Below are 23723 nucleotides of genomic sequence, written 5' to 3'. Positions count from 1 at the left end.
GAATCCCCTAAAGGGCCGTCGAAGACTACGACGTTGATAGGTTGGGTGTGTAAGCGCTGTGAGGCGTTGAGCTAACCAATACTAATTGCCCGTGAGGCTTGACCATATAACACCCAAGCAATTTGCTAGCGCAGATTGCGGTGGTGAAGACGAAACGAACCGAAAGTTCGCAAGCAACATCACAAATATCACATATCCGAATTCGCTGGGCTGTCCATCTGGACATTCTGGCAACAGAATTTCTTGACGACCATAGAGCATTGGAACCACCTGATCCCATCCCGAACTCAGCAGTGAAACGATGCATCGCCGATGGTAGTGTGGGGTTTCCCCATGTGAGAGTAGGTCATCGTCAAGATTCATTTCGCAAAACCCCTATCTGCGCGAGCAGGTAGGGGTTTTGTCTTTCCGGGCTTCCGGGAGATATTAACCGCGGGCCAATTCTGCCAGGTGCGCGGTGGCTTCTTCGCTCTTGAGCACCAGCACATCGCCTTTCAGCGAATCCAATACCACCTCGGCCGTATTGCCAATCAAGGCCCCGGTGATGCCCGTGCGCGCCACGGTGCCAATTACCGTGACCACCGCATCCAGTGCCTTCTCGAAATGTGGGATCAGCACATCGGCCGGCCCCTCTTCGACATGCAAGCGATCTTCACTGATGTCGTACTCCGCCTGGAACGCACTGCACGCTTCCCGATAACGCTTGTCGATGGTTTCGCTCAGTTGGTACACGGGGTCCGACGCCGACAGCATGGGGGAGGGGTGGGCGCTGACGACGTGCAAATGCCCTTTGGCCAGGCCGGCAATCGCGTAGCCATGATCGATGATGTCCGCGTGCAGCCTGCGATGGTCGTCATCCTGGTTGCCGACATCCACCGCGGCGAGGATCACGCCGCCTGTCCACGGCCGCTCGCTCTTGACCATCAACACCGCACAAGGGCAGAAGCGCAGCAATTTCCAATCGCTAGGCGTGAGCAATGCCTTTTTCAGGGGGTTGTCTGGCCGATGCTCCTTGATCACCAGTTCGCAACCTTCGGCCTCCTGCACCTTGATGATCGATTCATGCAACGTGTCATGCCAGGTCTGCTCGTGGGTGACGTTATCGTAGCCATCATCGTGCAATTGGCTGGATAACAGGCTGAGCAAGGCACTGTGGTCATGCTTCTTGTCGCACATCAGCAGATGCAGGCGCGCACCTGTCACCCCTGCAATCAGCTTGGCCCGGGTGAGCGCACGGCTGTGTGCATGTTCGGGGTCGAGGACGACAAGGATGCTACGGACAGCTTGCATGGGCGTGAACTCCCTTCAAAGGTGGCGGCCAATGCCTGACTATAGTCGGCGTCCGCTGCGCCGCCGTTTGATGTACATCAAGCATAGTCACTGGAGATCCCTGGCGCCGCCGGTATAATCGCCGGTCCTGCCCGTCCTGTGTGGTTGCACCTCTATGTCCCTGATCCCCGAAATCGAAGCCTTCCTCGGTTGCCCAACGCCAGACGCCTGGATCGAAGCGGCGCTCGCCGACCAGGAGACGTTGCTGATCGACCACAAGAACTGTGAGTTCAAGGCCGCGAGCACTGCTTTGAGCTTGATCGCCAAGTACAACACTCACCTGGACCTGATCAACATGATGTCGCGCCTGGCGCGCGAAGAGCTGGTGCACCACGAGCAGGTGCTACGCCTGATGAAGCGCCGCGGCGTGCCGCTGCGGCCAGTGTCGGCAGGGCGCTACGCCTCGGGCCTGCGCCGCCTGGTACGCGCCCATGAGCCGGTGAAGCTGGTGGATACCCTGGTCGTGGGCGCTTTCATCGAGGCCCGTAGCTGCGAGCGTTTCGCCGCCTTGGTGCCGCACCTGGATGAAGAGCTGGGCACCTTCTATCACGGCTTGTTGAAGAGTGAGGCGCGCCACTACCAGGGTTACCTGAAGCTGGCCCATCACTATGGAGAGGAGGCGGACATCGCCCGGCGCGTCGAGCTGGTGAGGGAAGCGGAAGCCGAGCTGATCCAGTCGCCCGACCAGGAGCTCCGCTTCCACAGCGGTATTCCAATGGCGCAAGCCGCCTGATTCAGCTCAAGGGCGGCGACCCAGCAACAGGCCGATGACCAGGCCGAAGCCGGCGGAAATCGCCACGGTCTGCCACGGATGGCCGCCGATGTAGTCCTGGGTGGCGTCGACCACCGGTTGCGCCTTGGCACGCACCTGGCCAGCGGCTTCCCGGGCCTGGCGCAGTTTCAGGCTGACTTGCGCGCGCAAGGTATCGGCTTCTTCGCCGACTAGCGCGGCGCTGTCGTTCAGCAGCTTCTCCGACTCTTCGATCAGTGATTGCAGCTCGCTGAATACCTGATCCTTGATCTGGTCGCTGTCGGTCAGTGCGGCAGTTTTACGGGCCATGAACTCGTCCTCGTCGATGGGGGTGGATAAGCAATGGATGCCGGCGCGTGCGGAAAGTTGCGACGGTTTTCGATGATGCGCCGCCAAGGTGTAAGATAGCGGCCATTTTCAATGGCAGGTATTTCCATGAGTTTCAATCTGGCCAACAAGAGCTTCCAGGAACGGGCGCAGATCGAGGCAGAGAAAGCTCGGCTGTTCGAGCTGTGGCAGAACAACCTGGGCAAGGCCAAAGGTGAGGCTGCCCGGCTGATTGCTGAAAAACCCCGGCGCAAAGGCAAATGGGCCGAATGGGTGCGCGCCGAACTGGACGCCATGTCGCCTCCCGAGTACGCCAGCATGGTGCGCAGCGAGGTCAACAAGATGATGGCGGCCGCCAGCGGCAACCGCTGATACCTTCACCAGCCAAGGCTTGCGCCCTTGGGCAGGTCGAGCTTGCCCTGCTCGGTAAACCGCACGGTACCGAACAGGCCACCGGCGAGTTTGCCGCGCAGCACGTAGGGCATGCCCTGCAGCGTATCGAGCTGCCCCAGGCCATAAGCCTGGCGCAGGAACGAGAACGCCGTGATGCTGATCGGCACCACGACCACTTGCTCCCCATAGCGGCCGATATGCCCCTGCTGGTCGCTGACGCCCGCGGCCAGGGGCTGGCCGTTGACTTCCAGGTTCAGCGCGATGCCGTTGTAGTCGATCGCCTGTTCGTTGGGGTTTTGCACGCGCATCTTCACCGCCATGCGCATTTCCAGCTCCTGCCCCGCAAGCGGTTCGAAGCCGATCACGGTGATGTTGATCGGGTCGCGGGCCTGGAACAGCGCACAGGCATTGAGCCCGCTCGCCATCAGCAAGACCAGCAAAAGGCGGGTGTAACGACGCAAACGCAGAGCCATGGGCGCGAACCTTGCCAGCAGAGTCAGGCCTGCAGTGTGGCAAATGCACGGTAGCGTTGAAAGTGTCGGGCATTATGAAAGATACTGTTTCTCATTAACGCCCGATAATTCCTCCTACTGGCAGTGCCTCCACCCAATGCTGACGTCTCCCGTGTCTGGTCTGCTGGCAAGTTTCCAGGAGCACTACGACGACCTCCTGCAGTTTCTGACCCGGCGCATGAGCGATCGCCAGCGCGCTGCCGACGTGGCGCAGGAGACCTACCTCAAGCTGGTGAAGATCGATGAGCAGGCGGTGCCGGTGTTGCACGCGCGCAGTTTCATCTTCCGCGTGGCGGGTAACCTTGCGATCGACGCCTTGCGCCGTGAGCAGCGCCTGGCCGCCAGCCACGAGGACAGCGATGGTGGCGCCGAGGTAGCCTGCCCGGCCCCGGCGCCGGAGGCGGCGCTGTTGGCCCGCGAACGCCTGAAGATTCTTGATGAAGGCTTGCTGCTGCTGCCCGAGAAGGCTCGCCAGGCCCTGCTGCTCAATCGCGTCGAGGGCCTGACCCAGGCGCAGATCGCACAACGACTGGGCGTCTCCGAGAGCATGGTGGCAAAATACATCGGCCAGGCCCTGCGCCATTGCCGCGACTGGCTCAAACATAACCATGACTGACACCTTGAGCATGCCTGTGCCACAGCCCATCAGCGATTTGTCCGACGATGCCCTCGACTGGCAGGTACTGCTGCATTCGGGCAATGCCAGCGCGGCCGACCAGGCGCGCTACCTGCGCTGGCGTGCGCTGAGCCCGGCGCACGCCGAGGCGGCATGCGAAGCCGAGGCGCTGTGGCAGAGCCTCGGCCACACGCCGACGGCCCAAGCCTTCCAAGCGCCCCCCGTGCGCCGGCCCAAGCGGCACTGGGCGGCTGGCATCGCGGCGTCCCTGGTGTTGCTGGTGGCCGGCTACGGCAGCTGGCAGCAGATGCCGCTCTGGCTGGCGGACTATCACACCGCCATGGGCGAGCGGCAGCACATCACCTTGGCGGACGGCTCGCGGGTGGTGCTCAACAGCGCCAGTGCCCTGAATGTGGCCTTTACCGCGAGCGAGCGCAGGGTCACGTTGCGCGCCGGCGAGGCGCTGTTCGAGACCGCCGAGGATCCGCGGCCCTTTGTGGTCGAGACCGCAGCGCAGCCCGTGCAAGGCAATGCTGCGACCTTCAGCGTGCGCCGCGACGGCCACGTGGTGCTGGCCAAGGGCGATGCCCGGGCCGGCTCGCAAAACCTGGCCGTATCGCCCGACGCCAGCGCGCAGACCGCCTGGCAACGCGGCAAGCTGATCTTCAACGGCAAGCCGCTCGGGCAGGTGCTGGCCGAACTCGAGCGCTACCAGCACGGGCGCATCGTGCTCTCCGACAGCAAGCTGGCGGCACTCGAAGTCAGTGGTGTGTTCGACCTGGGCGAACCCCAGGCACTGCTGCACACCCTCGAGCAACGCTACGGCCTCAAGGTCACTTATCTGCCATGGCTGGCAGTGGTGTACTGAAGCATTAAAAAATAATCGAAATATTTTTCATTTGGCACTGCAAGTTCGTACAAGCCAGATCGTCGTAGTGGGACTGATCAGCAACTCATTCTCATTTACGACTTGTCTGGAAGCTCATTCGTGCCTCTCATGCCCATGCCTTCGTACCGTCGCGGCGGTCGTTTCCATCACGCCTTGCTGTCCTGCAGCGCCCTGGCCGTCTTCGCTGGCCCCCTGCACGCGTGGGCTGCCACGCCAGCTGGGCAGGCCGCGATGGAAACGCGCCAGGTACAGCTGGACCTGCCCGCGCAATCCCTCGACCAGGCGCTGACCGCATTCGCCGACCAGGCCGGGCTGCACCTGCTGTACACCACCGCCGATGTCCAGGGCCTGACCAGCCCGGCCCTGCAGGGCAGCTACAGCGTCGAGCAGGCGCTGGCGCAATTGCTCGCCGGCAGTGACATGGCCTGGCAGTTCAGCGATGCCCGCACCGTCACCCTGAGCAAGGCCGCAGCCGCTCCCCAGGCAGTCAACCTCAAGCCCATCGAAGTAAGCGTCGCCTCGCGCACCAGCACCGCCATCAGTGAAATCCCGGGCACGGTGTGGGTGGTCGACCAGCAGCAGCTGCGCGAGCAGATCGACAGCGGGGTGAGCCTCAAGGAAGCCATCGGCAAGCTGGTTCCGGGCCTGGACCTGGCGCCGGAAGGGCGCACCAACTACGGCCAGAACATGCGCGGGCGCAACGTGCTGGTGATGATCGACGGGGTCAGCCAGAACAGCTCGCGCGGGCTTTCGCGCCAGTTCGACAGCATTTCGCCGTTCAACGTCGAGCGCGTCGAAGTGCTCTCCGGCGCCAGCGCCATTTATGGCGGCGGCGCCACCGGCGGCATCATCAACATCGTCACCAAGAAGGGCGAGCCGGGCCCGGCACGCTTCGAGACCCAGCTGGGCGCCAGCAGCGGCTTCAACAACAGCGATGACCTGGCCACCCGTTTTGCCCAGTCCATCAGCGGCGGCAACGAGCGGGTCAATGCCCGCCTGGGCATCTCCGGCGAGCAGAACGAAGCCTTCTACGACGGCGCGGGCGAGCAGATCTTCATCGACAACACCCAGACCGACCTGCAGTACAACCGCACCATCGACGTACTCGGCACGATTGGCCTGAAGCTCACCGACGAACAAAGCCTCGACTTGCTGGCCCAGTACTACGACTCCGGCAACCACGGCAGCACCGGCATCTACTTCCCCAACCTCAACTACAACGCGCCCTCCGACCTTGAAGACGCCGAACTGCGCAGCGGCTATTCGTCGGACCTTGAGCCGCGCACCCGGCGCCTGCTGCTCAACGCCAACTACCACCACACCGACGTGCTGGGCCAGGACTTCTATCTGCAGGCGTCCTATCGCAAGGAAGACGACAACTTCTACCCGTTCCCGTACTACAACCGCGCCACGCCAACCGGCTCGCGCGGGGTGTATTTCGCCGCCTCGCAGCAGAACTTCGAAGTCACCAGCCTCAAGGGCCTGTTCGCCAAGCAGTGGGACACGCTGAAGCTCACCTACGGCGTCGACCTGGACCGCGAGCGCTTCAATGCCGACCAGACCACCTTCGATGCCCAGACCTCATCCGAAAGCGGTGGCCTGGACCTGGACAAACAGAGCAAGGCCGCCCGCTACCCCAGCTACCGCGTGGACGGCGTCTCGGTGTATGGCCAGCTGGACTGGCATGCCACCGACAACCTCACCCTCTCCGGCGGCGCCCGGCGCCAGCAGATGGATGTGGACGTCAGCGACTTCAAAGGCGTGCCCGGTGGCAGCAACGACTACCAAGTCAGCCTGTACAACGTCGGTGCCATCTACGACTTCAAGAACGGCCACCAGGTGTGGACCAACTACGGCGAGGGCTTCGACCTGCCAGACCCGGCCAAGTACTACGGCAAGCCGGGCCTGAGCGTGGCCGACAACCCGCTGGCCGGCATCAAGAGCCGCCAGGTCGAGCTGGGCTGGCGTTACGCCGACCTCGACTGGGATGCCCAGGCAGCGCTGTACTACATCTGGTCGGACAAGATCATCAACGTCGATTCGCAGACGCTGACCATCAACGTCGAAGACCAGAAGAGCCGCGACTTCGGCTTCGAAGGTGCCTTGACCCGGCATTTCCAGAGCGGCTGGGAAGCGGGCGGCACGCTGCACCTGACCCGCTCCGAGGAAGAGGATGCCGACGGTGGCTGGATCAAGCGCGATGCGCGTTATGCCTCGCTGTCCAAGTCCACCGCGTTCGTTGGCTGGAAGGGTGATGGGCGCAGTGCCAGGCTGCAGGCCAACCATGCCTTCAGCCTCAAGGATGATGCCGACCACGAGATCGACGGCTACACCACCTTCGACCTGCTGGGCAGCCAGGACACCGGCTTCGGGACCTTCAGCGCCGGCATCCAGAACCTTCTGGACAAGCAGTACAGCACCGTCTGGGGGCAGCGCGCGACGCTGTTCTACTCGCCCACCTACGGCCCGGCGTACCTCTATGACTACCAAGGGCGGGGGCGTACCTACACCTTGACCTGGAGCATGGCGTACTGATCTGCTGGCCCTATCGCCGGCAAGCCGGCTCCCACGGGTACAACACAAGACTGAAAGGTGTGGCGGGCCTGTGGGAGCCGGCTTGCCGGCGATAGGGCCGGCCCAGTCAAACCACCGCTCAACCAAACACCGCCAGCAAATCCTGCGCAAACGCCCGCTGCGCCTCCCCCGGCACCTGCCCCCGATGCCTGGCCAAGGTAAACGGCACCACGAAGTCCAACTCGGCATCCAGCGCCCACAGCAACCCCTGTTCCTCCCACGCCTGGGCACAGTGGCACGGCAGGTACCCCACATGCCGCCCCGACAGAATGAACATCAGCACACTCTCGATCTGCTCGGCCACGGCCATGCTGCGCCGGCTCTGGAACGGCTCGCCACCCTTGAGAAAGCGGTAGGGGTGGCGCACCTGGTCAGCTTCCAGCAACTGCTCACGAGTTACCTGCGCCGCGCCGAACAGCGCATGCCCCTTGCCGCAGTACAAGCGTTGGCGCTCCTCGAACAACGGCTGGTAGTCGAACGCCGCCTGGTTGCCGGAAAAGTAGCTGATGGCGCAGTCCAGGCGCTGCTCCAGCAGCAAGCGCTCAAGCTCCGCAGGTGGCGCACTGATCAGCTCCAGCTGCACGGCCTCATCCCGTTCGCGAAAGCGTGAAATGGCCCGCGCCAGCCGCAGGTTGACGGCCGCGTCCTGGTTTTCCGCCATGCCGACCCGCACTGTGCCAAGCAAGCGCCCAGCGACGCCATTGGCCTGCTGGCGAAAGCGCTCGATGTCCAGCAGCAAGCCGCGCGCCGCCTCCAGCAGCAGTTGGCCCTTTTCCGTCAGGCTGAAGCCACGCTTGCCGCGGCTGCACAGGCGATAGCCCAGGCGCGCCTCCAGCTGCGCCATGCGCTGGCTGATGGTGGGCTGGCTCAGCCCCGACACGCCTTGCGCGGCGCTGAAGCCGCCGGCCTCGACTACAGTGACGAACAGCCGCAACAGGTGCAGGTCAGGGTCGTGCAGTTGTCCGAGCATCACATTGCTCCTGGTGAATGTCAGCTTTGCAAAGTTGCCATTCTTGCAATGTAACCCGGCTGGCATGCTGGCGGCATCCACCCATTGCCCGAGGTGTCCGCCATGCGAAAGTCGCTGTGCCTGCTGTCCCTGTGCCTGGCCTTGCCGCTGCAGGCCGAAGAGAAGGTCGTCAACCTCTATAGCTGGGCCGATTACGTCGCCCCGGAAACGTTGCAGCGTTTCGAGCGCGAGACTGGCTACAAGGTGCGCTACGACACCTTCGACACCACCGAGGTGCTGGAAACCAAGCTGCTCACCGGCGGCAGTGGCTACGACGTGGTGGTGCCATCGTCCACCGTGCTGGCCCGGGCGCTCAAGGCCAACGCCCTGCAGCCGCTGGATGCCCAGGGCATGCCCGGCTATGCCAACCTCGACAAGGACCTGCTGGGCAAGCTCGCCGAGGCCGACCCGGGTAACCGCTATGCCGTGCCCTACACCTGGGGCACCCTGGGCCTGGGGGTGAATGTGGAGGCGGTGCGCCAGCGCCTGGGCGATGTGCCGATGGACAGCCTCGACCTGCTGTTCAAACCCGAATACGCCAGCCGCCTGAAGGAATGCGGCATCGCCATGCCCGACTCGCCGCAGGAAGTGATCGGCGTGGCGCTCAACTACCTCGGCAAGGACCCGTACAGCCAGGACAAGGCCGATCTTGCCCAGGCGCAGAAGCTGTTGAACCAGCTGCAGCCGTCGATCAGCTATGTCGCCAACGGCCGGCAGATCAACGACCTGGCCAACGGCAGCGTGTGCCTGGCGCTGACCTACAACGGCGATGCGGCCATGGCCGCCGACCAGGCGCGCCGCGCCGGCAAGCCGTTCGAGCTGATCTATCGCATCCCGCGCGAAGGCACGCTGGTCTGGCAGGACAACCTGGTCATCCCCAAGGACGCACCGCACCCGGAGGCGGCCCGCGCCTTCATCGCCTTCATGCTCAAGCCCGAATCGGTGGCCGCGCTGACCAATGCGCTGTTCTTCGCCAACGCCAACCAGGCCGCCACACCGCTGGTTGACGAGGCGGTGCGCAACGACCCCGACATCTACCCGCCGGCGGCGGTGCGCGAGCGCCTGTATGCCGACCGCAGCATGGCGCTGTCCGACCTGCGCCAGCGCAACCGGCTGTGGACCGCCTTCCGCACCCGCCAGTAACCCCCAGACCACCAAGGAGCCCGACCGTGGATCAAGCCCAGAACAATGACCAGGCCATGACCCGTGACAGCCTGTATGGCACCGCTGCGGAAAGTACCTACGCCGGTATTACCAGTTTCTCGCGCCGTCGCTACAGCCGCGACCTGCGCGGGGTGGATGTGGTGGTCAGCGGCGTGCCGTTCGACACCGCCACCAGCAACCGCCCGGGTGCACGCTTCGGGCCGCGGGCGATCCGTGCCGCGTCGGTGCAGCAGGCCTGGGCCCGGCACTGGCCGTGGGCGTTCGACCCGTTCGACCACCTGGCCGTCATCGACTATGGCGACTGCGCCTTCGACAGCGGCACGCCGCAGTCGGTACCAGGCAGCATTGAGGCGCATGCCAGCCATATCCTCGAAGCCGGCTGCGCGATGCTCACCCTGGGCGGCGACCATTTCATCAGCTACCCGCTGCTCAAGGCCCATGCCCGGCGCCATGGCCCGTTGGCGTTGATCCACTTCGATGCGCACAGCGACACCTGGCCGGACGAGGAGGGCAAGCGCATCGACCATGGCACCATGTTCTGGCATGCCGCGCGCGAAGGCCTGGTGGACCCGTCCTGCTCGGTGCAGATCGGCCTGCGCACCACCAATGACGACAGCCAGGGCTTCGCCATCCTCGACGCTCGGCAAGTGCATCGCCAAGGCACCGAGGCGATCATCGCGGCGATCCGCCAGCGGGTGGGCGAGCGCCCGGTGTACCTCACCTTCGACATCGACTGCCTGGACCCAGCCTACGCGCCCGGCACCGGTACGCCGGTGTGCGGCGGCCTGAGCACGGTGCAGGCGCTGGAAATACTCGGCGGCCTGCGCGGCATCAACCTGGTGGGCATGGACCTGGTGGAAGTCGCGCCGGCCTATGACCATGCCGACATCACCGCCCTGGCCGGTGCCACCTTGGCGATGGAGATGCTGTGCCTGTATGCGGTGCGGCACAAGGTCGACAGCGCCCGGTAACAACGGCTGCATGGCCACCCTGGCAGGTTCATACTGAAACATCAGGAATCGCATTCACACTTTTGTCGCGAACCCATCGCGCCTTAGGCTATCCAACGCACGAGGCGCGCCTTTTTCGTACAGGAGGTGAGGATGAACCTTACATTGCCAGCCGTGGCCATCGGCCTTTTGCTGTGCCTGCCGGTGCAGGCTGCCCCGCTGCAGCCCCTGAAGCTCGCCGCCAGCAACAACAACCCGTACAACAGCCCGATCCAGCGTGCCAACCCCAACAGCCGCCAGGGCAGCATGCCCGCCACCCCGCCGGTGCGCGGGCCTTCGACCGTCCCCATCCAGCCCACACCCAGCCTCGACAACCGTGGCATCGGCAACGGCGACAACCTGCGCCGCCAACAGCAGGCTCCCAACCTGGAACCCACCCGGCCCCCGCGGGACAGCCAACGCGTGCCCTGAGCCCTCCACGAAAGGAATTGTGCATGAACAAAGCCACCTGGCTGGCCACGCTGGCCGCCGCTACCTTGCTGCCATTGTTGGCGCAGGCTGCATCCGAGCAGCAGTTCCCCAGTGAAGAGGGCACGCTCAGCGTCAGTACCGTCGCCGACGGCTTGCGCAACCCCTGGGCGTTGGCGTTTCTGCCGGGCGGCAAGGACATGCTGGTCACCGAACGCCCCGGCAACCTGCGCCTGGTCAACGCCGAAGGCAAGGTCGGCGCGCCAATCAGCGGCGTGCCCAAGGTCTGGGCCGAGGGGCAGGGCGGCCTGCTCGACGTGGTGCTTTCGCCGCAGTTCGACAAGGACCGCACGGTCTACCTCTCCTATGCCGAGGAAGGCAGCGACGGCAAGGCCGGCACTGCAGTGGGCCGCGGCCAGTTGAGCGAAGACCGCGCACGCCTGGAGAACTTCACCGTGATTTTCCGCCAGCAGCCCAAGCTGTCGGTCGGCAACCACTTCGGTTCGCGGCTGGTGTTCGACCGTGACGGCTACCTGTTCATCGCCCTGGGCGAGAACAACCAGCGCCCGACCGCCCAGGACCTGGACAAGCTGCAAGGCAAGGTGGTGCGCATCCTGCCCGACGGTGAAGTGCCCAAGGACAACCCCTTCGTCGGCAACGCCAATGTGCGCCCGGAAATCTGGTCGTTTGGCCACCGTAACCAGCAGGGCGCCGCGCTCAACCCCTGGACCGGCAAGCTCTGGACCCATGAGCACGGCCCACGCGGGGGTGATGAGATCAACATCCCGCAGGCCGGCAAGAACTATGGCTGGCCGATCGCCACGCACGGTATCAACTACTCGTTGCTGCCGATTCCCGAGGCCAAGGGCAAGCATGTCGATGGCATGGTCGACCCGCACCATGTCTGGGAAAAATCGCCCGGCATCAGCGGCATGGCCTTCTATGACAGCCCTACCTTCAAGGCCTGGGACCACAACCTGTTCATCGGCGCGTTGGCGACCCAGGAGCTGATCCGCTTGCAGCTCGATGGCGACAAGATCGTCCATGAAGAGCGTTTGCTGGGCGATTTGAAGGCGCGCATCCGCGATGTGCGGGTAGGGCCGGATGGCTATCTATATGTGCTGACCGACGCCAAGGATGGGCAGTTGCTCAAAGTCGGCCTCAACGCCGGCTGAACAGGTATGTGGCCTGCACCGGCCCCATCGCTGGCAAGCCAGCTCCCACAGGTACACCCTAGACCTCCAGCCCTGTGGTGTACCTGTGGTGTACCTGCGGTGCACCTGTGGGAGCCGGCTTGCCGGCGATAGGGCCGGTGAACATAATGCCGCATGACGCACGATCCCAAATCGCTCTACCAGCAAGCCCTCACCGCCCAAGGCTACGCCCCTGACCCGGCGCAAGCCCAGGCCGTCGACGCGCTGCAGGCCTGCTTCGAAGCCCTCGAAAAAGGCCGCCCGACCCAGGGCCTCTACCTCTGGGGCCCGGTAGGCCGCGGCAAGACCTGGCTGATGGACCTGTTCCACCGCTGCCTGAGCGTGCCAGCGCGGCGCCAGCACTTTCACCATTTCATGGCCTGGGTCCACCAGCGCCTGTTCCAGCTCAATGGCACCGCCGACCCGCTGCAGGCGCTGGCGCGCGAGCTGGCAGGGCAGATCCGCGTACTGTGCTTCGACGAACTGTTCGTCAGCGACATCGGCGATGCAATCATCCTCGGCCGGCTGTTCCAGGTGCTGTTCGACCAGGGCGTTCTGCTGGTGGCCACCTCCAACCAGCCGCCTGAGCAGTTGTACCGCGACGGCTTCAACCGCGAACGCTTTCTCCCCGCGATCCACGCCATCGAGCGGCACATGCAGGTATTGCCGGTGGCCGGCGAGCAGGACCACCGCCTGCATCCGGGCGCCGCGCGGCAACGTTACTGGGTGGCCGAAGCGGGCAGGCCGGGCCAGCTACAGGCGGTTTTCCAGCAGCTCAGCCCCCAGGGCCCTGGCAGCACCGAGCCGCTGTCGGTCGGCACACGCCAGGTTCAGGTCATCCGCCACAGCGCCGAGGCCATCTGGTGCCGCTTTGCCGACCTGTGCGAGCAGCCGCTGTCGGCCATGGAATTCATGGCCCTGTGCGACCGCTTTGCGGCGATCCTGGTCGAGGGGGTGCCGGCCCTGGGCGGTGCCCAGCGCGAAGGGCGTATCGCCCGGGGCACCGAAGATGGCGCGGCGCGGGTGGCGGCGGGCGACCGTGAGTTGCCCGCCCTGTCACCCAAGGATGACGCCGTGCGCCGGTTCATTGCCCTGGTCGACGAATGCTATGACCGCCGCGTGGCCTTGTACCTGGAGGCGCAGGTACCGCTGGATGCGCTCTACACCCAAGGGTACTTGGCGTTCCCATTCCAAAGGACCCTGAGCCGGCTGCGGGAGATGCAGCTGCAACGCTTCGCCTGAAGCCCGGGGCGTTGCCAGCTCAGCGCGCCAGCCACTCCACCAGGGTGCGGTTGAAGCGCCGCGGCTCCTCGATCTGCGGCGCATGCCCCATGCCTTCGAAGGTCACCAGCTCGCCGTGGGGAATCAGTTTCGCCACCTGTGGCCCAAGCACCGCGTACTTGCCCAGCTGCGCCTTGACCTGCGGCGGGGCGATGTCACTGCCGATGGCGGTGCTGTCCTGGTCGCCGATCATCAGCAGGGTCGGCATCTTCAAGTCCTTGAACTCGTAGTACACCGGCTGGGTGAAGATCATGTCGTAGATCAGCGCCGAGTTCCACGCCACCGCCTCATGCCCCGGCCCCTGGTTCAGCCCCACCAGCATCTGCACCCAGCGCTCGTACTCCGGCTTCCAGCGCCCGGCGTAATAGGTTTTGCGCTCGTATTCGCGCACGCCCTCGGCATCGAGCTTGAGTTCGCGGGCATACCATTGATCGACGCTGCGGTAGGGCACGCCGAGGGCCTTCCAGTCTTCCAGGCCGATCGGGTTGACCATCGCCAGGCGCTCGACCTGCTGCGGGTACATCAGCGCGTAGCGGGTGGCGAGCATGCCGCCGGTGGAATGGCCGAGGACGGCCACCTTATCGATGCCCAGATGCTCGAGCAGGGCATGGGTGTTGCTGGCCAGTTGCTGGAAGCTGTACTGGTAATGCGCCGGCTTGCTCGAGGTGCAGAAACCCACCTGGTCCACCGCGACGACCCGGTAACCCGCCTGGCTCAAGGCATCGATGGTGGTTTCCCAGGTGGCGGCGCAGAAGTTCTTGCCGTGCATCAGCACCACGCTGCGGCCATTGGCCTGGCCCTTGGCAGGCACATCCATGTAGCCCATCTGCAGGGGCTGGCCCTGGGACTGGAAGTCGAAATGCTTGAGTGGGTGAGGATAGCTGAAGCCTTCGAGCTGCTTGCCGTAGGTGGGCGTTTCGGCAGCGATGGCCGGGGCGCCGACAAGGCAGGCCAGGGCCAGGGCGGTTGCGCGCAGCATGGGGGCACTCCGTGTAGGACCATGTAGGAATTGGCGACTGTAGCAGTCAGTGGAGCACCTTAAACGTTAAAGGTGTCACCAAGTGTGAAACCAACCCAGGGTCACCAGTGCCACGACGATGTAGCGCCCGGCCTTGGCCAGGGTCACCAGCAGCATGAAGCGCCAGAACGGCTCGCGCATGATCCCGGCGATCAGGGTCAGCGGGTCGCCGATCACCGGCATCCAGCTGAGCAGCAACGACCACTGCCCCCAGCGCTGGTAGCGCTGCTGGGCACGTTCCAGCTGGCGGGCGCTGAACGGGAACCAGCGCCGGTGGCGCAGGTGCTCGATGGCCCGGCCGAGCAGCCAGTTGACCACCGAGCCGAGCACATTGCCCAGTGTTGCGACCAGCAACAGGGTCAGCCAGGCATCGGGCTGGCGCAGCAGCAACCCCACCAGCACCGCCTCCGATTGCAGCGGCAGCAAGGTGGCAGCGCCGAAGGCGCTGAGGAACAGCGCCCCCAGGCTGAGCATCAGTAGTTGGCGACCACGGTGTCCTGGCCGTCCTGGGTCACGCCGATGACTTGGTAGGCATCCTTGTGGTCACCCATTTCCATGCCTGGCGAGCCCATGGGCATGCCGGGCACGGCCAGGCCCTTGAGGTCGGCGCGCTTGGCCAAGAGGCGCACCTGTTCGGCCGGCACGTGGCCTTCGACGAACTTGCCGTCGATCACCCCGGTGTGGCACGACGCCAGGCGTGGCGCCACGCCCAGGCGCTGCTTGACCGCGCTCATGTTCGGCTCGACATGGTCATTGACGGTGAAGCCGTTGTCGCGCAGGTGGCTGATCCAGGCCTTGCAGCAGCCACAGTTGGGGTCGCGGTAGACGTCGATGGTTTCGGCGGCCTGGGCCAGGCCGGTGATGGCCAGCAGGCCGAAGGTGATCAGGTGTTTACGCAGCATGGTCGAACGACTCCTTTAGAAACGCAGGCGCACCCCCGCCACCAGGCGGGTCTGGGCGAGGTCTTCGCCCTGTTCGCGGGCCTGGTCGGCGCGGTTGCCGTGCAGGCGGTTGAAGCTTACGCCGATATAGGGGGCGAAGCCGCGGGTGATTTCATAGCGCAGGCGCAGGCCGATTTCGCTGTCGGCCAGCCCTGCGCCTTGCTCGTGGGCTGCAGCGTTGCGCCCGTAAAGGTTGGCTTCAAGGGTTGGCTCGAGGATCCAGCGGTTGGTCAGCAGCATAGCGTAAGCGGCCTCCAGGCGCAGCGCGGTCTGTTGTCGCTCGCCGGCATAGGCCGTGGCTTCCAGCTCCAGGCCATACAGCGGTGTGCCCTGGATGCCGAACGCCGCCCAGGCCTGGCCACTGGCGGGCTTGAAATCCTGGCGCAGGCCGCCGACCAGCTCCCACCAGGGGCTGATGGCATGGCCCCACAGCGCCTGCAGTTCGGCCTTGTGGGTCTTGCCCTGCTCGCGCTCGCCCTCGCTGCGCAGCCACAGGCGGTCGACATCGCCGCCGATCCAGGCCGTGGCGTTCCAGTTCAGCGCGCTGCTGCTCTCGAAGTGCTGGTACTCCAGCTGGTCGACGATCACTGCCCAGTTGATGGCGCGATCGTGCACCTGGTGGTTGGCCATGGGGGCGGCGTCGGCCGTTGCCCGTTCGCTGTTGAGCAGCGCCAGCAAGGCCAGGCTGCCGATGATGTGCCTGTTGATCTCATGCATCGACGCGTACCTCGCGGAACATGCCCGTTTCCATGTGGTAAAGCAGGTGGCAGTGGTAGGCCCAGCGGCCCAGGGCGTCGGCACTGACCCGGTAGCTGCGCCGGCTCCCGGGCGGGATGTCGACGGTGTGCTTGCGCACCATGAAGCGCCCGTGCTCGTCCTCCAGGTCGCTCCACATGCCGTGCAGGTGGATGGGGTGGGTCATCATGGTGTCGTTGACCAGGGTAATGCGCACCCGCTCGCCGTAGGCCAGGCGCAGCGGCTCGGCGTCGCTGAACTTGATGCCATCGAACGACCAGGCGAAGCGCTCCATGTGCCCGGTCAGGTGCAGCTCGATGTCCCGCGAGGGCTCGCGGCCATCCGGGTCGGGGTAGGGGCTGCGCAGGTCGGCGTAGGTCAGTACCCGCCGGCCATTGCCGCGCAGGCCGATGCCCGGGTCGTCGAGGTTGGCGCGCGGGGCCATGGTCTGCATGTCCACCAGCGGGTTGCCGATTTCGCTGGCCGGGTGCTGCTGCATGGGCGCCATGGCGCTATGGTCCATGCCCGCCATGTTGCTGTGGTCCATCGCCGCCATGTTGCCGTGGCCCATGTCGGCCATGCTCAGCACCGGCCGTGGGTCGGGCTGCGGCACCTCGGCCTGCAGGCCGAGCGCGCGGGCCAGGGTGCCGCGGGCATAGCCGCTGCGGTCCATGCTCTGGGCGAACAGGGTATAGGCGGGCAGGTCGCCGACGGTTACCAGCACATCGTAGGTTTCGGCCACGGCGATGCGCAGCTCGTCCACCTTCACCGGCGTCACGGCAAGGCCGTCGGCGGCGATCACGGTGAGCTGCAAGCCGGGAATGCGGAAATCGAAGTAGGTCATCGCCGACGCGTTGATCAGCCGCAGGCGCACGGTTTCGCCGGGTTGGAACAGGCAGGTGAAATTGCCGTCCGGTGGCTGGCCGTTGAGCAGGTAGGTGTAGGCTGCGGCGCTGATGTCGGCGAGGTCGGTGGGGCTCATGCGCATGCGTGCCCAGGCCAGGCGCTCGTCGACGGTGTCGCGCCAGCCGTTCTGGGCAACGTCGTCGATGAAGTCGCCCAGGGTGCGCTTGTGGTAGTTGAAGGCGTCGGACTGCGTTTTCAGCGTGGCCAGCAGCGCTTCGGGCGCTTGATCGGACCAGTCGCTGAACAGCAGCACATGGTCACGCTGGTAACGATGCATCTCGGCTTCGCGCGGCTCGATGACGATCGCGCCATACACCCCGGCCTGCTCCTGCAGGCCGGAATGGCTGTGGTACCAGTAGGTGCCGCTCTGGCGCAGGGTAAAGCGGTACAGGTAGTCACCGCCGGGGGCGATGCCGGCGAAGCTCAGCCCGGGCACGCCGTCCATCTCGCTGGGCAGGATGATGCCGTGCCAGTGGATCGAGGTGTCCTGCTCCAGCCGGTTGCGCACGCGCAAGGTCACGGTGTCGCCCTCGCGCCAGCGCAGCACGGGCCCGGGCAGGCTGGCGTTGACGGTCAGGGCCGTGCGCGGCTGGCCGGTGATGTTGACTGGGGTCTGGCCGATGTACAGCTCGAAGTGCTGGCCGGCCAGGGCGCGGCCATCGGCAGCATTGGCCAGTGGCCGCCACAGGCCCAGGCCCACGAGCGTGGCAGCGGCGCCCAGGCCTTTGACGAAGGTGCGGCGGGAAGGGGTGGGCAACATGTCGTGACCTCATGCAGAAGAGTCACGATCGTCGCCCGTGGCGCCTGTCAGCTGGCTGAGGCGGGGATTACAGCATTGTCAGGCAGCGCTGCCGGCTGCTCGTGGCCGAGGTCACGCATCAGCAGGCCGAACTCCAGCGGCACCTGCTCGGGGATCGGCAGGTACACCACATGGCCGTCGCCTGGCGCTACCTCGATGGCCTGCTGCTGGCGGTTGCACAGGCGGTGCAGGTCGAAGTGATAGTTGCCGCGCGGGGTCATCAGCTCCAGGTGGTCGCCCACGGCAAAGCGGTTCTTCACCTTGACCTCGGCCAGGCCGTCAATCCGGGCCCCGGTCAGTTCGCCGACGAACTGCTGGCGCTCGGACAGCGAGTTGCCGCGCAGGTAGTTCTGGTATTCGTCGTGCACATGGCGGCGCAGGAAACCTTCGGTGTAGCCGCGCTGGGCCAGGGATTCGAGGTTGTCCATCAGGGCCATGTCGAACGGCCGCCCAGCCACGGCATCGTCGATCGCCTGGCGGTACGACTGCACGGCACGGGCGCAGTAGAAGTGCGACTTGGTGCGGCCCTCGATCTTCAGCGAATGCACGCCCATGGCCGCCAGCCGCCCGACGTGCTGGATGGCGCGCAGGTCCTTGGCGTTCATGATGTAGGTGCCGTGCTCGTCTTCGAAGGCGGGCAGTTCGGTACCGGGGCGGTTGCTTTCCTGCAGCAGGAACACCTGGTCGGTCGGCGCCCCCAGGCCCAGGGTCGGTTCGACCTGCTGCACGATGTCGCCGGTGGCGTTTTCGCTGGCCGGGGTTGCCTGGTACTTCCAGCGGCAGGCATTGGTGCAGCTGCCCTGGTTGGCATCGCGCTTGTTCAGGTAGCCCGACAGCAGGCAACGCCCGGAGTAGGCCATGCACAGCGCGCCATGGACGAACACCTCCAGCTCCATGTTTGGCACCTGCTGGCGAATTTCCTCGATCTCCTCCAGCGACAGCTCGCGCGACAGGATTACCCGGCTCAACCCCAGGCCCTGCCAGAACTGCACGCTGGCCCAGTTGACCGTGTTGGCCTGCACCGACAGGTGCACCGGCATCTGCGGGAAGTGCTGGCGCACCAGCATGATCAGGCCAGGGTCGGACATGATCAGCGCATCCGGCGCCATCGCCACCACCGGTGCCAGGTCCTTGAGGAAGGTCTTGAGCTTGGCATTGTGCGGCGCGATGTTGACCACCACGTAGAAGCGCTTGCCCAGGGCATGCGCCTCGGCGATGCCCTGGGCCAGGTTGGCGTGGTCGAATTCGTTGTTGCGCACCCGCAGGCTGTAGCGCGGCTGGCCGGCGTAGACGGCGTCGGCGCCATAGGCGAAGGCGTAGCGCATGGTCTTGAGCGTGCCGGCGGGGGCCAGCAGTTCGGGCTTGGCGGTCGGGGTCATGGGCGCACCGGGGCAAAAGTCGCGGATCCTAGGGCGTTGGCGCAGGGGGCGTATTGATTTGAATCAAGGCGTCAGTGGCACTTTTCCAGTGATCGCCTGCACTAACTATTCAGGCCCCTGAAGGAAACGCCATGAACGCGACCGCGCTGCAGAACAAAGCCCTTGCCGTACTCCTGGCGTTGGTGACGCTTGCCTTCGTCTGGATTCTGCTGCCGTACTACGGCGCGATCTTCTGGGCGGTCATCCTCGGCATCCTGTTCGCCCCGTTGCAACGCAATTTGCTGCTGCGTTTCGGCCGGCGGCGCAACCTTGCCGCCGCCACCACCTTGCTGGTCTGCCTGGTGGTGGCGGTGCTGCCGGTCATCATCACCAGCGCGCTGCTGGTGCAGGAGGGCGCCAACCTGTACCAGCGCATCGAAAGCGGGCAACTGGACATTGCCGGTTTTGTCACGCGCGGCAAGCACATGCTGCCGGCGTTCGCCCAGCATGGCCTGGACAGCCTGGGCATGGGCAACCTCGACGGCCTGCAGAACAAGATCACCAAGTGGGCCACGCAAGGCAGCCAGGTGCTGGCCGGCCAGGCATACAGCTTCGGCCAGGGCACGTTCGACTTCCTGGTGAGCTTCGGCATCATGGTGTACCTGTTGTTCTTCTTTCTTCGCGAGGGCGCCGAGGTGGCGCGCCAGGTGCGCCTTGCCGTGCCGTTGCCCGAGCACCAGAAGCGCAGGCTGCAATTGAAGTTCAACCGGGTGGTGCGGGCCACGGTGAAAGGCAACGTGCTGGTGGCCATTACCCAGGGGGCGCTGGGCGGCTTCATCTTCTGGGTGCTGGACATCCCCAGCGCACTGGTCTGGGCGGTGATGATGGCGTTCTTGTCACTGCTGCCGGCGGTCGGCGCCGGGATCATCTGGGCGCCGGTGGCCGCTTACTTCCTGCTGACGGGAGCGATTTTGCAGGGGATCATCCTGACGGCCTTTGGCGTGCTGGTGATCGGCCTGGTGGACAACGTGCTGCGGCCGATCCTGGTGGGCAAGGACACGCGGATGCCGGACTACCTGATCCTGGTGTCCACCCTGGGCGGGCTGGCGGTGTTCGGGCTCAACGGCTTCGTGATCGGGCCGTTGATCGCGGCCCTGTTCTTGTCGAGCTGGGCGATCTTCGCCGCCACCAAGCCGCAGGTGCAGTTGCCTCAATAGGCGGCTGCTTCAGCGAAAGCTGTACGAAACCCCCACATACGCAGCAAACCCTTCCCCCGGCGTCGAGCGGGCGATGTCCTGCCCGGCGTCGTTGTAGCCGGGCGTCACCGTCGCCGCGTAGCGCTCGTTGGTCAGGTTGCGCAGGTCCAGCCAGGTTTGCCAGTCCTGCTTGGGCGAGTTCCAGCCCAGGCGAGCGCCCAGCAGCGCGTAGGCGTCGGCGTGGTAGCTGTTGGCATAGTCGACCTGCACCTTGGACGCCATCTGCGTATTGACCCCGGCATAGAAACCGCTCGGCCAGTCGTAGCGCAGCTCGGCCTGGTAGTAGTGCATGGGGATGCCAGGCAGACGGTTGTCGCCGAACTGGTCGTCGTCGCGGTAATGGAAGTCACTGAAGGTGTAGGCCTGGCGCAGGCTCAACTTGCCGCTGCCGGCGCGTTCCCAGAGGGTGCTGTCCAGGCCCGCCTCGACGCCCTGGTGCACCGTGGCGCTGGCGTTGAACTCCTTGGGCAGCACGCCCGGCACGATCTCCACGGCCAGCAGTTCATGGCGAACCTGCGAGTAGTACCAGGCCAGGTCCCAACGGCCCAGTGCCGAATCCCCGCGCGCGCCGAGCTCCAGGGTGGTGGCGGTCTGGTTCTGCATCTCGATCGGCTGGGTGCTGACCGGCGCACTCCAGATCAGCGCCCAAGGGTGCGGCGGCTCCACCGAGCGGCTGAGGTTGCCGTACACCTGCAGGGCCGGGCTGATGTCGTATCGCAGCCCCAGGCGCGGCGCGTAGTCCCAGTCATGCTGGCTGACCTTGCCGCCACTGGCGGGGTAGGTCACGTCACTTTCGCGGCGGGTGTAGATCATCGCCAGGCCCGTGGTCAGCCACAGGTCGGGGATCAGCTCCAGGTCGTTGCCGACGTGCAGCACCGTGTCCGAGCCCTGGTAGCTGAAGTCGCGCACGCGGGCGCCGAAATTGTCGCCGCTGCTGCGGGCAAACTGCGAGGCGCCGCTGTTGGGCAGGTGCTTGGTGGTGCGCCAGCCGATCGTGGTCTTGCTCTCGTGGCCCAGCAGCGTGTCGCGGCGCAGGTAGTTCAGCGTGCCGCTGACGTCGGAGTAGGCGACCTTCAGGCGCATCGGGCCTTCGCGCAGATCCATCGGGTAGTCGTGATAGACCAGCCCGGCTTCCACGCGGGCGTCGTCTTCAAGGTAGAAGGTGGTCTTGTTGCCGACCCAGGTGCTGCCCGGTTGCGGGCGGCTGTCGTCGCGGGCCAGGTAGGCGGCGTTGGCGGCACGTGGGTCGTGCTTGATCTGCTGCTTGGTCAGGCGCCCGGCCAGGTCGTTTTCGGTTTCCCGGTAGCGCAGGTAGAAGCGTGTTTCCAGGTTGGGGTTGAAGCGGTAGCCGATATTGGCGGCGATGCCCTTGGCGCTGCCGCTGCTGTGGGCCTGGTAGCCATCGTATTCGGAGTCGGTCAGGGCCACGTAGTAGTCGAGGTTGCCCAGTACCTGGCCGGAGCTGACATGGCGGTGCTGGTAGCCGCGGCTGCCAGCCTCGTAGCGCACCTGCAGCGGCGCGGCATCGTAGCCGGTGTGGGTCACGTAGTTGATCGCCCCGCCCAGGGCCAAGGCGCCCTGGTCGAAGCCGTTGGCGCCGCGCAGCACCTCGGCGCGGCTCAGCCACAGCGGCTCGAACAATTCATAAGGTGTGCCGCCGGGGCCGGTAAGGGGCAGGCCGTCGAACATCGTGTACACGCCGGAGCCGTGGGCGCCGGGTGCGCGGTTGATGCCCGAGCCACGGATCGACAGCTTGATGCCATCGTTGCCCGCCGACTGGGCGAACACCCCGGGCTGGTAGGCCAGTACATCCTGGTTGCTGGCCACCCGGCCCTGCTCGACGTGCTGCATGTCCACCAGGTTGCTGGCGCCGGGTATCGCCTGGAGGCGCTCGCGGGCGTACTCCAGCTCGCTTTGCTCCTGGTCATTGATCAGCAGCTGGCCCAGTTCGAGCGAGGGCGCTGCCGCGCCGGGCCCTGCAGAAAAAGCAGCCACAAGGCCGAGGCATGACGAAAGGGGCAAGACAGGACGCATCGTACAACTCCAGGCGAAGGGCAGACAGGCAACGGCGTTGTGACGAGCGAAATGACGTTCAGAGCACGCGCAATTTCAGCCTTTTGCAGCCGTGGTTCAAGACAAGTCTTGTAGGGCGAGGTGCTACAAAGCGTGCGAGTAGTGCCGGGCAGTGGCGCTTCGTAATGTGCATTGCAGGGCGGCAGCACGATTGGTTGTCGCAGTTGGCGATGGTTGAGGAGTTCGATGATGAAAAACAGTGAGCGATTGATTGCCGACAGCGCAATCGATGTGCCGGTCCGCCTCACGCCTCGAGAACAGCAGGTGCTGCTGTGGTGCGCCTATGGCAAGAGCTCGTGGGAGATCGGCCAGATCCTGCAGTGCAAGGAATCGACGGTCAATTTCCATGTGTCCAACATCCTGCGCAAATTCGCTGTCCCCACCCGCATCGCGGCGGTGATCAAGGCCATTCGCTACGGCATGTTGGCCGAAGCCTGAGGAGGCGTACATGGATATCCCGATTCAACGGCCGACTGAAGGCGCAGGGGCCATGAACAAGGCACATTTTCCCGATTGCCATGATCCTTTCTGGCCACGCATCGAATTGCGTGCATTGCGTGAGCGATTGCGCCTTGGCGACGACGTCAGCGAGGCGCGCCTGGTATTGGCGGTGCGCTGCGCTGGCATCGCTGCCGCCCAGGAGTTCGCGCGCTGGCGGGCGGCACTGCGGGCCCGTGGTTACAAGCGCCTGGAAGACCTGGCCGGGCACACTCAAGGGCGTGCACTGTCGGTGTGTTACCGGTGTTTCATCGCCGCTGCTGTGTGGCGCACCTTGCATGGGGAGCGCTTTTTCCGGGCATTTTCCGAGGAGGTCGAACATGGCTGAGGACTACGAACTCAAGGATGCTGTCGGCGCAGTCGTCGAGTTGTTGACGTCGGAAGGCCGCGTGCTGCTGGGCGCGTTGCTCGGGGCCTTGCTGGTAAGTGCCGCGCGGGATCGCTTGAACATCGTTTCGCGCAAGCGCCTGTCAATACGCAAGCAGTTGATGCTGGTGTTTCTGACCCTGGGCGTCGGTTATCTGTTCGAGCCGTTGCTGCAGTCGCTGGCGCCCATGCTGTCGCGCGGCATGGCCGCCTTCGTCGCCGCAGTGGTAGTGATACCGATCACGCTCAAGGTGCTGGTCTGGCTCGATACGGTGGAAGTGCGCGAGCTGATCCAGCGCTGGCGCCGACGCGGTTAG

24 protein-coding genes, 2 rRNA genes and 1 pseudogene are annotated in these 23723 nt (G+C 65.1%); 16 read left to right on the top strand and 11 right to left on the bottom strand.

Going from position 1 to position 23723, the window contains the following annotated elements:
- Both L6D75_RS09010 and rrf read left to right on the top strand, forming a co-directional pair.
- A 23S ribosomal RNA gene (locus L6D75_RS09010) occupies positions 1–106 on the top strand; the annotation flags it as partial.
- A 136-nt stretch (positions 107–242) separates the two neighbouring features.
- Positions 243–358, top strand: a 5S ribosomal RNA gene (gene rrf / locus L6D75_RS09005).
- 68 nt (positions 359–426) lie between these two features.
- Here the strand turns inward: rrf and L6D75_RS09000 are convergent.
- Positions 427–1290, bottom strand: coding sequence for a universal stress protein (locus tag L6D75_RS09000; RefSeq protein WP_176518040.1), 864 nt, complete (start codon positions 1288–1290; stop codon positions 427–429).
- Between the two features lie 154 nt (positions 1291–1444).
- Between L6D75_RS09000 and L6D75_RS08995 the strand changes: the two genes are divergently transcribed.
- Positions 1445–2062, top strand: coding sequence for a MiaE family protein (locus tag L6D75_RS08995; RefSeq protein ID WP_176518039.1), 618 nt, complete (start codon positions 1445–1447; stop codon positions 2060–2062).
- A 6-nt stretch (positions 2063–2068) separates the two neighbouring features.
- Here the strand turns inward: L6D75_RS08995 and L6D75_RS08990 are convergent, their stop codons facing one another.
- Complete coding sequence (locus L6D75_RS08990) at positions 2069–2389, bottom strand: ElaB/YgaM/YqjD family protein (RefSeq protein WP_176518038.1); 321 nt, start codon at positions 2387–2389, stop codon at positions 2069–2071.
- 126 nt (positions 2390–2515) lie between these two features.
- On the opposite strand from L6D75_RS08990, the gene L6D75_RS08985 reads away from it, so the two are divergent.
- Positions 2516–2779, top strand: coding sequence for a hypothetical protein (locus L6D75_RS08985; RefSeq protein ID WP_176518037.1), 264 nt, complete (start codon positions 2516–2518; stop codon positions 2777–2779).
- Positions 2780–2784: 5 nt separating this feature from the next.
- On the opposite strand, the gene L6D75_RS08980 is transcribed toward L6D75_RS08985, so the two are convergent.
- Positions 2785–3273 carry an LEA/WHy family protein gene (locus L6D75_RS08980; protein WP_176518036.1) on the bottom strand — a complete coding sequence of 163 codons (489 nt, stop codon included), beginning with the start codon at positions 3271–3273 and terminating at the stop codon, positions 2785–2787.
- Positions 3274–3409: 136 nt separating this feature from the next.
- On the opposite strand from L6D75_RS08980, the pseudogene L6D75_RS08975 reads away from it, so the two are divergent.
- From L6D75_RS08975 to L6D75_RS08965, 3 genes and pseudogenes are all read left to right on the top strand, one after another.
- A pseudogene (locus tag L6D75_RS08975) lies at positions 3410–3916 on the top strand (RNA polymerase sigma factor); the annotation flags it as partial.
- 4 nt (positions 3917–3920) lie between these two features.
- Complete coding sequence (locus L6D75_RS08970) at positions 3921–4796, top strand: FecR family protein (protein ID WP_236193500.1); 876 nt, start codon at positions 3921–3923, stop codon at positions 4794–4796.
- 129 nt (positions 4797–4925) lie between these two features.
- Positions 4926–7352, top strand: a complete 2427-nt coding sequence (locus L6D75_RS08965) for a TonB-dependent receptor (RefSeq protein ID WP_176518041.1) — start codon at positions 4926–4928, stop codon at positions 7350–7352.
- Between the two features lie 118 nt (positions 7353–7470).
- Here L6D75_RS08965 and L6D75_RS08960 read toward each other — a convergent pair whose 3' ends face one another.
- A complete protein-coding gene (locus L6D75_RS08960) occupies positions 7471–8361 on the bottom strand; it encodes a LysR family transcriptional regulator (protein ID WP_176518035.1) in 891 nt (296 codons plus the stop codon).
- A 102-nt stretch (positions 8362–8463) separates the two neighbouring features.
- Between L6D75_RS08960 and L6D75_RS08955 the strand changes: the two genes are divergently transcribed.
- From L6D75_RS08955 to zapE, 5 genes are all read left to right on the top strand, one after another.
- A complete protein-coding gene (locus L6D75_RS08955) occupies positions 8464–9543 on the top strand; it encodes a polyamine ABC transporter substrate-binding protein (RefSeq protein ID WP_176518034.1) in 1080 nt (359 codons plus the stop codon).
- Positions 9544–9569: 26 nt separating this feature from the next.
- Positions 9570–10535 carry an agmatinase gene (gene speB, locus L6D75_RS08950; RefSeq protein ID WP_176518033.1) on the top strand — a complete coding sequence of 322 codons (966 nt, stop codon included), beginning with the start codon at positions 9570–9572 and terminating at the stop codon, positions 10533–10535.
- 132 nt (positions 10536–10667) lie between these two features.
- Positions 10668–10985, top strand: a complete 318-nt coding sequence (locus L6D75_RS08945) for a hypothetical protein (RefSeq protein WP_176518032.1) — start codon at positions 10668–10670, stop codon at positions 10983–10985.
- Between the two features lie 23 nt (positions 10986–11008).
- Complete coding sequence (locus L6D75_RS08940; protein ID WP_176518031.1) at positions 11009–12157, top strand: PQQ-dependent sugar dehydrogenase; 1149 nt, start codon at positions 11009–11011, stop codon at positions 12155–12157.
- Positions 12158–12310: 153 nt separating this feature from the next.
- Complete coding sequence (gene zapE, locus L6D75_RS08935) at positions 12311–13417, top strand: cell division protein ZapE (protein WP_176518030.1); 1107 nt, start codon at positions 12311–12313, stop codon at positions 13415–13417.
- Between the two features lie 19 nt (positions 13418–13436).
- Here the strand turns inward: zapE and L6D75_RS08930 are convergent, their stop codons facing one another.
- The 6 genes from L6D75_RS08930 to trhP all read right to left on the bottom strand — a co-directional run bounded on the left by L6D75_RS08930 (position 13437) and on the right by trhP (position 19234).
- Positions 13437–14435, bottom strand: a complete 999-nt coding sequence (locus tag L6D75_RS08930) for an alpha/beta fold hydrolase (protein WP_176518029.1) — start codon at positions 14433–14435, stop codon at positions 13437–13439.
- A 75-nt stretch (positions 14436–14510) separates the two neighbouring features.
- Positions 14511–14948, bottom strand: a complete 438-nt coding sequence (locus L6D75_RS08925) for a YqaA family protein (RefSeq protein WP_176518028.1) — start codon at positions 14946–14948, stop codon at positions 14511–14513.
- Entirely contained in the window at positions 14948–15376 is a 429-nt protein-coding gene (locus L6D75_RS08920; RefSeq protein ID WP_176518027.1) for a DUF411 domain-containing protein, read from the bottom strand. Before L6D75_RS08920 ends, L6D75_RS08925 begins: the two co-directional genes overlap by 1 nt.
- A 15-nt stretch (positions 15377–15391) precedes the next feature.
- Positions 15392–16132, bottom strand: a complete 741-nt coding sequence (locus L6D75_RS08915) for a copper resistance protein B (protein ID WP_176518026.1) — start codon at positions 16130–16132, stop codon at positions 15392–15394.
- Positions 16125–17816, bottom strand: coding sequence for a copper resistance system multicopper oxidase (locus L6D75_RS08910; protein WP_176518025.1), 1692 nt, complete (start codon positions 17814–17816; stop codon positions 16125–16127). Before L6D75_RS08910 ends, L6D75_RS08915 begins: the two co-directional genes overlap by 8 nt.
- Positions 17817–17863: 47 nt before the next feature.
- A complete protein-coding gene (gene trhP, locus L6D75_RS08905; protein WP_176518024.1) occupies positions 17864–19234 on the bottom strand; it encodes a prephenate-dependent tRNA uridine(34) hydroxylase TrhP in 1371 nt (456 codons plus the stop codon).
- A gap of 131 nt (positions 19235–19365) precedes the next feature.
- Between trhP and L6D75_RS08900 the strand changes: the two genes are divergently transcribed.
- A complete protein-coding gene (locus L6D75_RS08900) occupies positions 19366–20430 on the top strand; it encodes an AI-2E family transporter (protein ID WP_176518023.1) in 1065 nt (354 codons plus the stop codon).
- 9 nt (positions 20431–20439) lie between these two features.
- Here L6D75_RS08900 and L6D75_RS08895 read toward each other — a convergent pair whose 3' ends face one another.
- Positions 20440–22503: a TonB-dependent receptor family protein gene (locus L6D75_RS08895; protein ID WP_176518022.1), complete on the bottom strand. Its 2064-nt coding sequence runs from the start codon at positions 22501–22503 to the stop codon at positions 20440–20442.
- A 228-nt stretch (positions 22504–22731) separates the two neighbouring features.
- Here L6D75_RS08895 and L6D75_RS08890 point away from each other — a divergent pair, with 228 nt between their 5' ends.
- Genes L6D75_RS08890 through L6D75_RS08880 form a run of 3 tightly spaced genes read left to right on the top strand, consistent with a single transcriptional unit; the run spans position 22732 to position 23723 of the window.
- Positions 22732–22980 (top strand): helix-turn-helix domain-containing protein, encoded by a 249-nt coding sequence (locus L6D75_RS08890; RefSeq protein WP_176518021.1) that lies wholly within the window; start codon positions 22732–22734, stop codon positions 22978–22980.
- Between the two features lie 52 nt (positions 22981–23032).
- The gene (locus L6D75_RS08885; protein ID WP_176518020.1) at positions 23033–23368 is read left to right on the top strand and encodes a head completion/stabilization protein; all 336 of its coding nucleotides are present in this window, start codon (positions 23033–23035) and stop codon (positions 23366–23368) included.
- On the top strand, positions 23361–23723 hold the full coding sequence (locus tag L6D75_RS08880; protein ID WP_176518019.1) for a hypothetical protein: 363 nt from the start codon (positions 23361–23363) through the stop codon (positions 23721–23723). Before L6D75_RS08885 ends, L6D75_RS08880 begins: the two co-directional genes overlap by 8 nt.

This window comes from Pseudomonas faucium (assembly GCF_021602585.1).
Lineage (GTDB): Bacteria > Pseudomonadota > Gammaproteobacteria > Pseudomonadales > Pseudomonadaceae > Aquipseudomonas > Aquipseudomonas faucium.
Note: the sequence above shows the minus strand (reverse complement) of the source record. Positions and strands in the feature narration are given on the sequence as shown.

What these genes read in the sequence shown, in the direction of transcription:
- L6D75_RS08930 (WP_176518029.1), bottom strand. Translation starts at nt 14,435, where the DNA reads ATGCTGCGCGCAACCGCCCTGGCCCTGGCCTGCCTTGTCGGCGCCCCG.
- L6D75_RS08940 (WP_176518031.1), top strand. Translation starts at nt 11,009, where the DNA reads ATGAACAAAGCCACCTGGCTGGCCACGCTGGCCGCCGCTACCTTGCTG.
- L6D75_RS08900 (WP_176518023.1), top strand. Translation starts at nt 19,366, where the DNA reads ATGAACGCGACCGCGCTGCAGAACAAAGCCCTTGCCGTACTCCTGGCG.
- L6D75_RS08895 (WP_176518022.1), bottom strand. Translation starts at nt 22,503, where the DNA reads ATGCGTCCTGTCTTGCCCCTTTCGTCATGCCTCGGCCTTGTGGCTGCT.
- L6D75_RS08880 (WP_176518019.1), top strand. Translation starts at nt 23,361, where the DNA reads ATGGCTGAGGACTACGAACTCAAGGATGCTGTCGGCGCAGTCGTCGAG.
- L6D75_RS08925 (WP_176518028.1), bottom strand. Translation starts at nt 14,948, where the DNA reads ATGCTCAGCCTGGGGGCGCTGTTCCTCAGCGCCTTCGGCGCTGCCACC.
- L6D75_RS08965 (WP_176518041.1), top strand. Translation starts at nt 4,926, where the DNA reads ATGCCCATGCCTTCGTACCGTCGCGGCGGTCGTTTCCATCACGCCTTG.
- trhP (WP_176518024.1), bottom strand. Translation starts at nt 19,234, where the DNA reads ATGACCCCGACCGCCAAGCCCGAACTGCTGGCCCCCGCCGGCACGCTC.
- L6D75_RS08970 (WP_236193500.1), top strand. Translation starts at nt 3,921, where the DNA reads ATGACTGACACCTTGAGCATGCCTGTGCCACAGCCCATCAGCGATTTG.
- L6D75_RS09000 (WP_176518040.1), bottom strand. Translation starts at nt 1,290, where the DNA reads ATGCAAGCTGTCCGTAGCATCCTTGTCGTCCTCGACCCCGAACATGCA.
- L6D75_RS08980 (WP_176518036.1), bottom strand. Translation starts at nt 3,273, where the DNA reads ATGGCTCTGCGTTTGCGTCGTTACACCCGCCTTTTGCTGGTCTTGCTG.
- L6D75_RS08960 (WP_176518035.1), bottom strand. Translation starts at nt 8,361, where the DNA reads ATGCTCGGACAACTGCACGACCCTGACCTGCACCTGTTGCGGCTGTTC.
- L6D75_RS08920 (WP_176518027.1), bottom strand. Translation starts at nt 15,376, where the DNA reads ATGCTGCGTAAACACCTGATCACCTTCGGCCTGCTGGCCATCACCGGC.
- L6D75_RS08885 (WP_176518020.1), top strand. Translation starts at nt 23,033, where the DNA reads ATGAACAAGGCACATTTTCCCGATTGCCATGATCCTTTCTGGCCACGC.
- L6D75_RS08910 (WP_176518025.1), bottom strand. Translation starts at nt 17,816, where the DNA reads ATGTTGCCCACCCCTTCCCGCCGCACCTTCGTCAAAGGCCTGGGCGCC.
- zapE (WP_176518030.1), top strand. Translation starts at nt 12,311, where the DNA reads ATGACGCACGATCCCAAATCGCTCTACCAGCAAGCCCTCACCGCCCAA.
- L6D75_RS08995 (WP_176518039.1), top strand. Translation starts at nt 1,445, where the DNA reads ATGTCCCTGATCCCCGAAATCGAAGCCTTCCTCGGTTGCCCAACGCCA.
- L6D75_RS08985 (WP_176518037.1), top strand. Translation starts at nt 2,516, where the DNA reads ATGAGTTTCAATCTGGCCAACAAGAGCTTCCAGGAACGGGCGCAGATC.
- L6D75_RS08990 (WP_176518038.1), bottom strand. Translation starts at nt 2,389, where the DNA reads ATGGCCCGTAAAACTGCCGCACTGACCGACAGCGACCAGATCAAGGAT.
- L6D75_RS08945 (WP_176518032.1), top strand. Translation starts at nt 10,668, where the DNA reads ATGAACCTTACATTGCCAGCCGTGGCCATCGGCCTTTTGCTGTGCCTG.
- L6D75_RS08955 (WP_176518034.1), top strand. Translation starts at nt 8,464, where the DNA reads ATGCGAAAGTCGCTGTGCCTGCTGTCCCTGTGCCTGGCCTTGCCGCTG.
- L6D75_RS08915 (WP_176518026.1), bottom strand. Translation starts at nt 16,132, where the DNA reads ATGCATGAGATCAACAGGCACATCATCGGCAGCCTGGCCTTGCTGGCG.
- L6D75_RS08890 (WP_176518021.1), top strand. Translation starts at nt 22,732, where the DNA reads ATGAAAAACAGTGAGCGATTGATTGCCGACAGCGCAATCGATGTGCCG.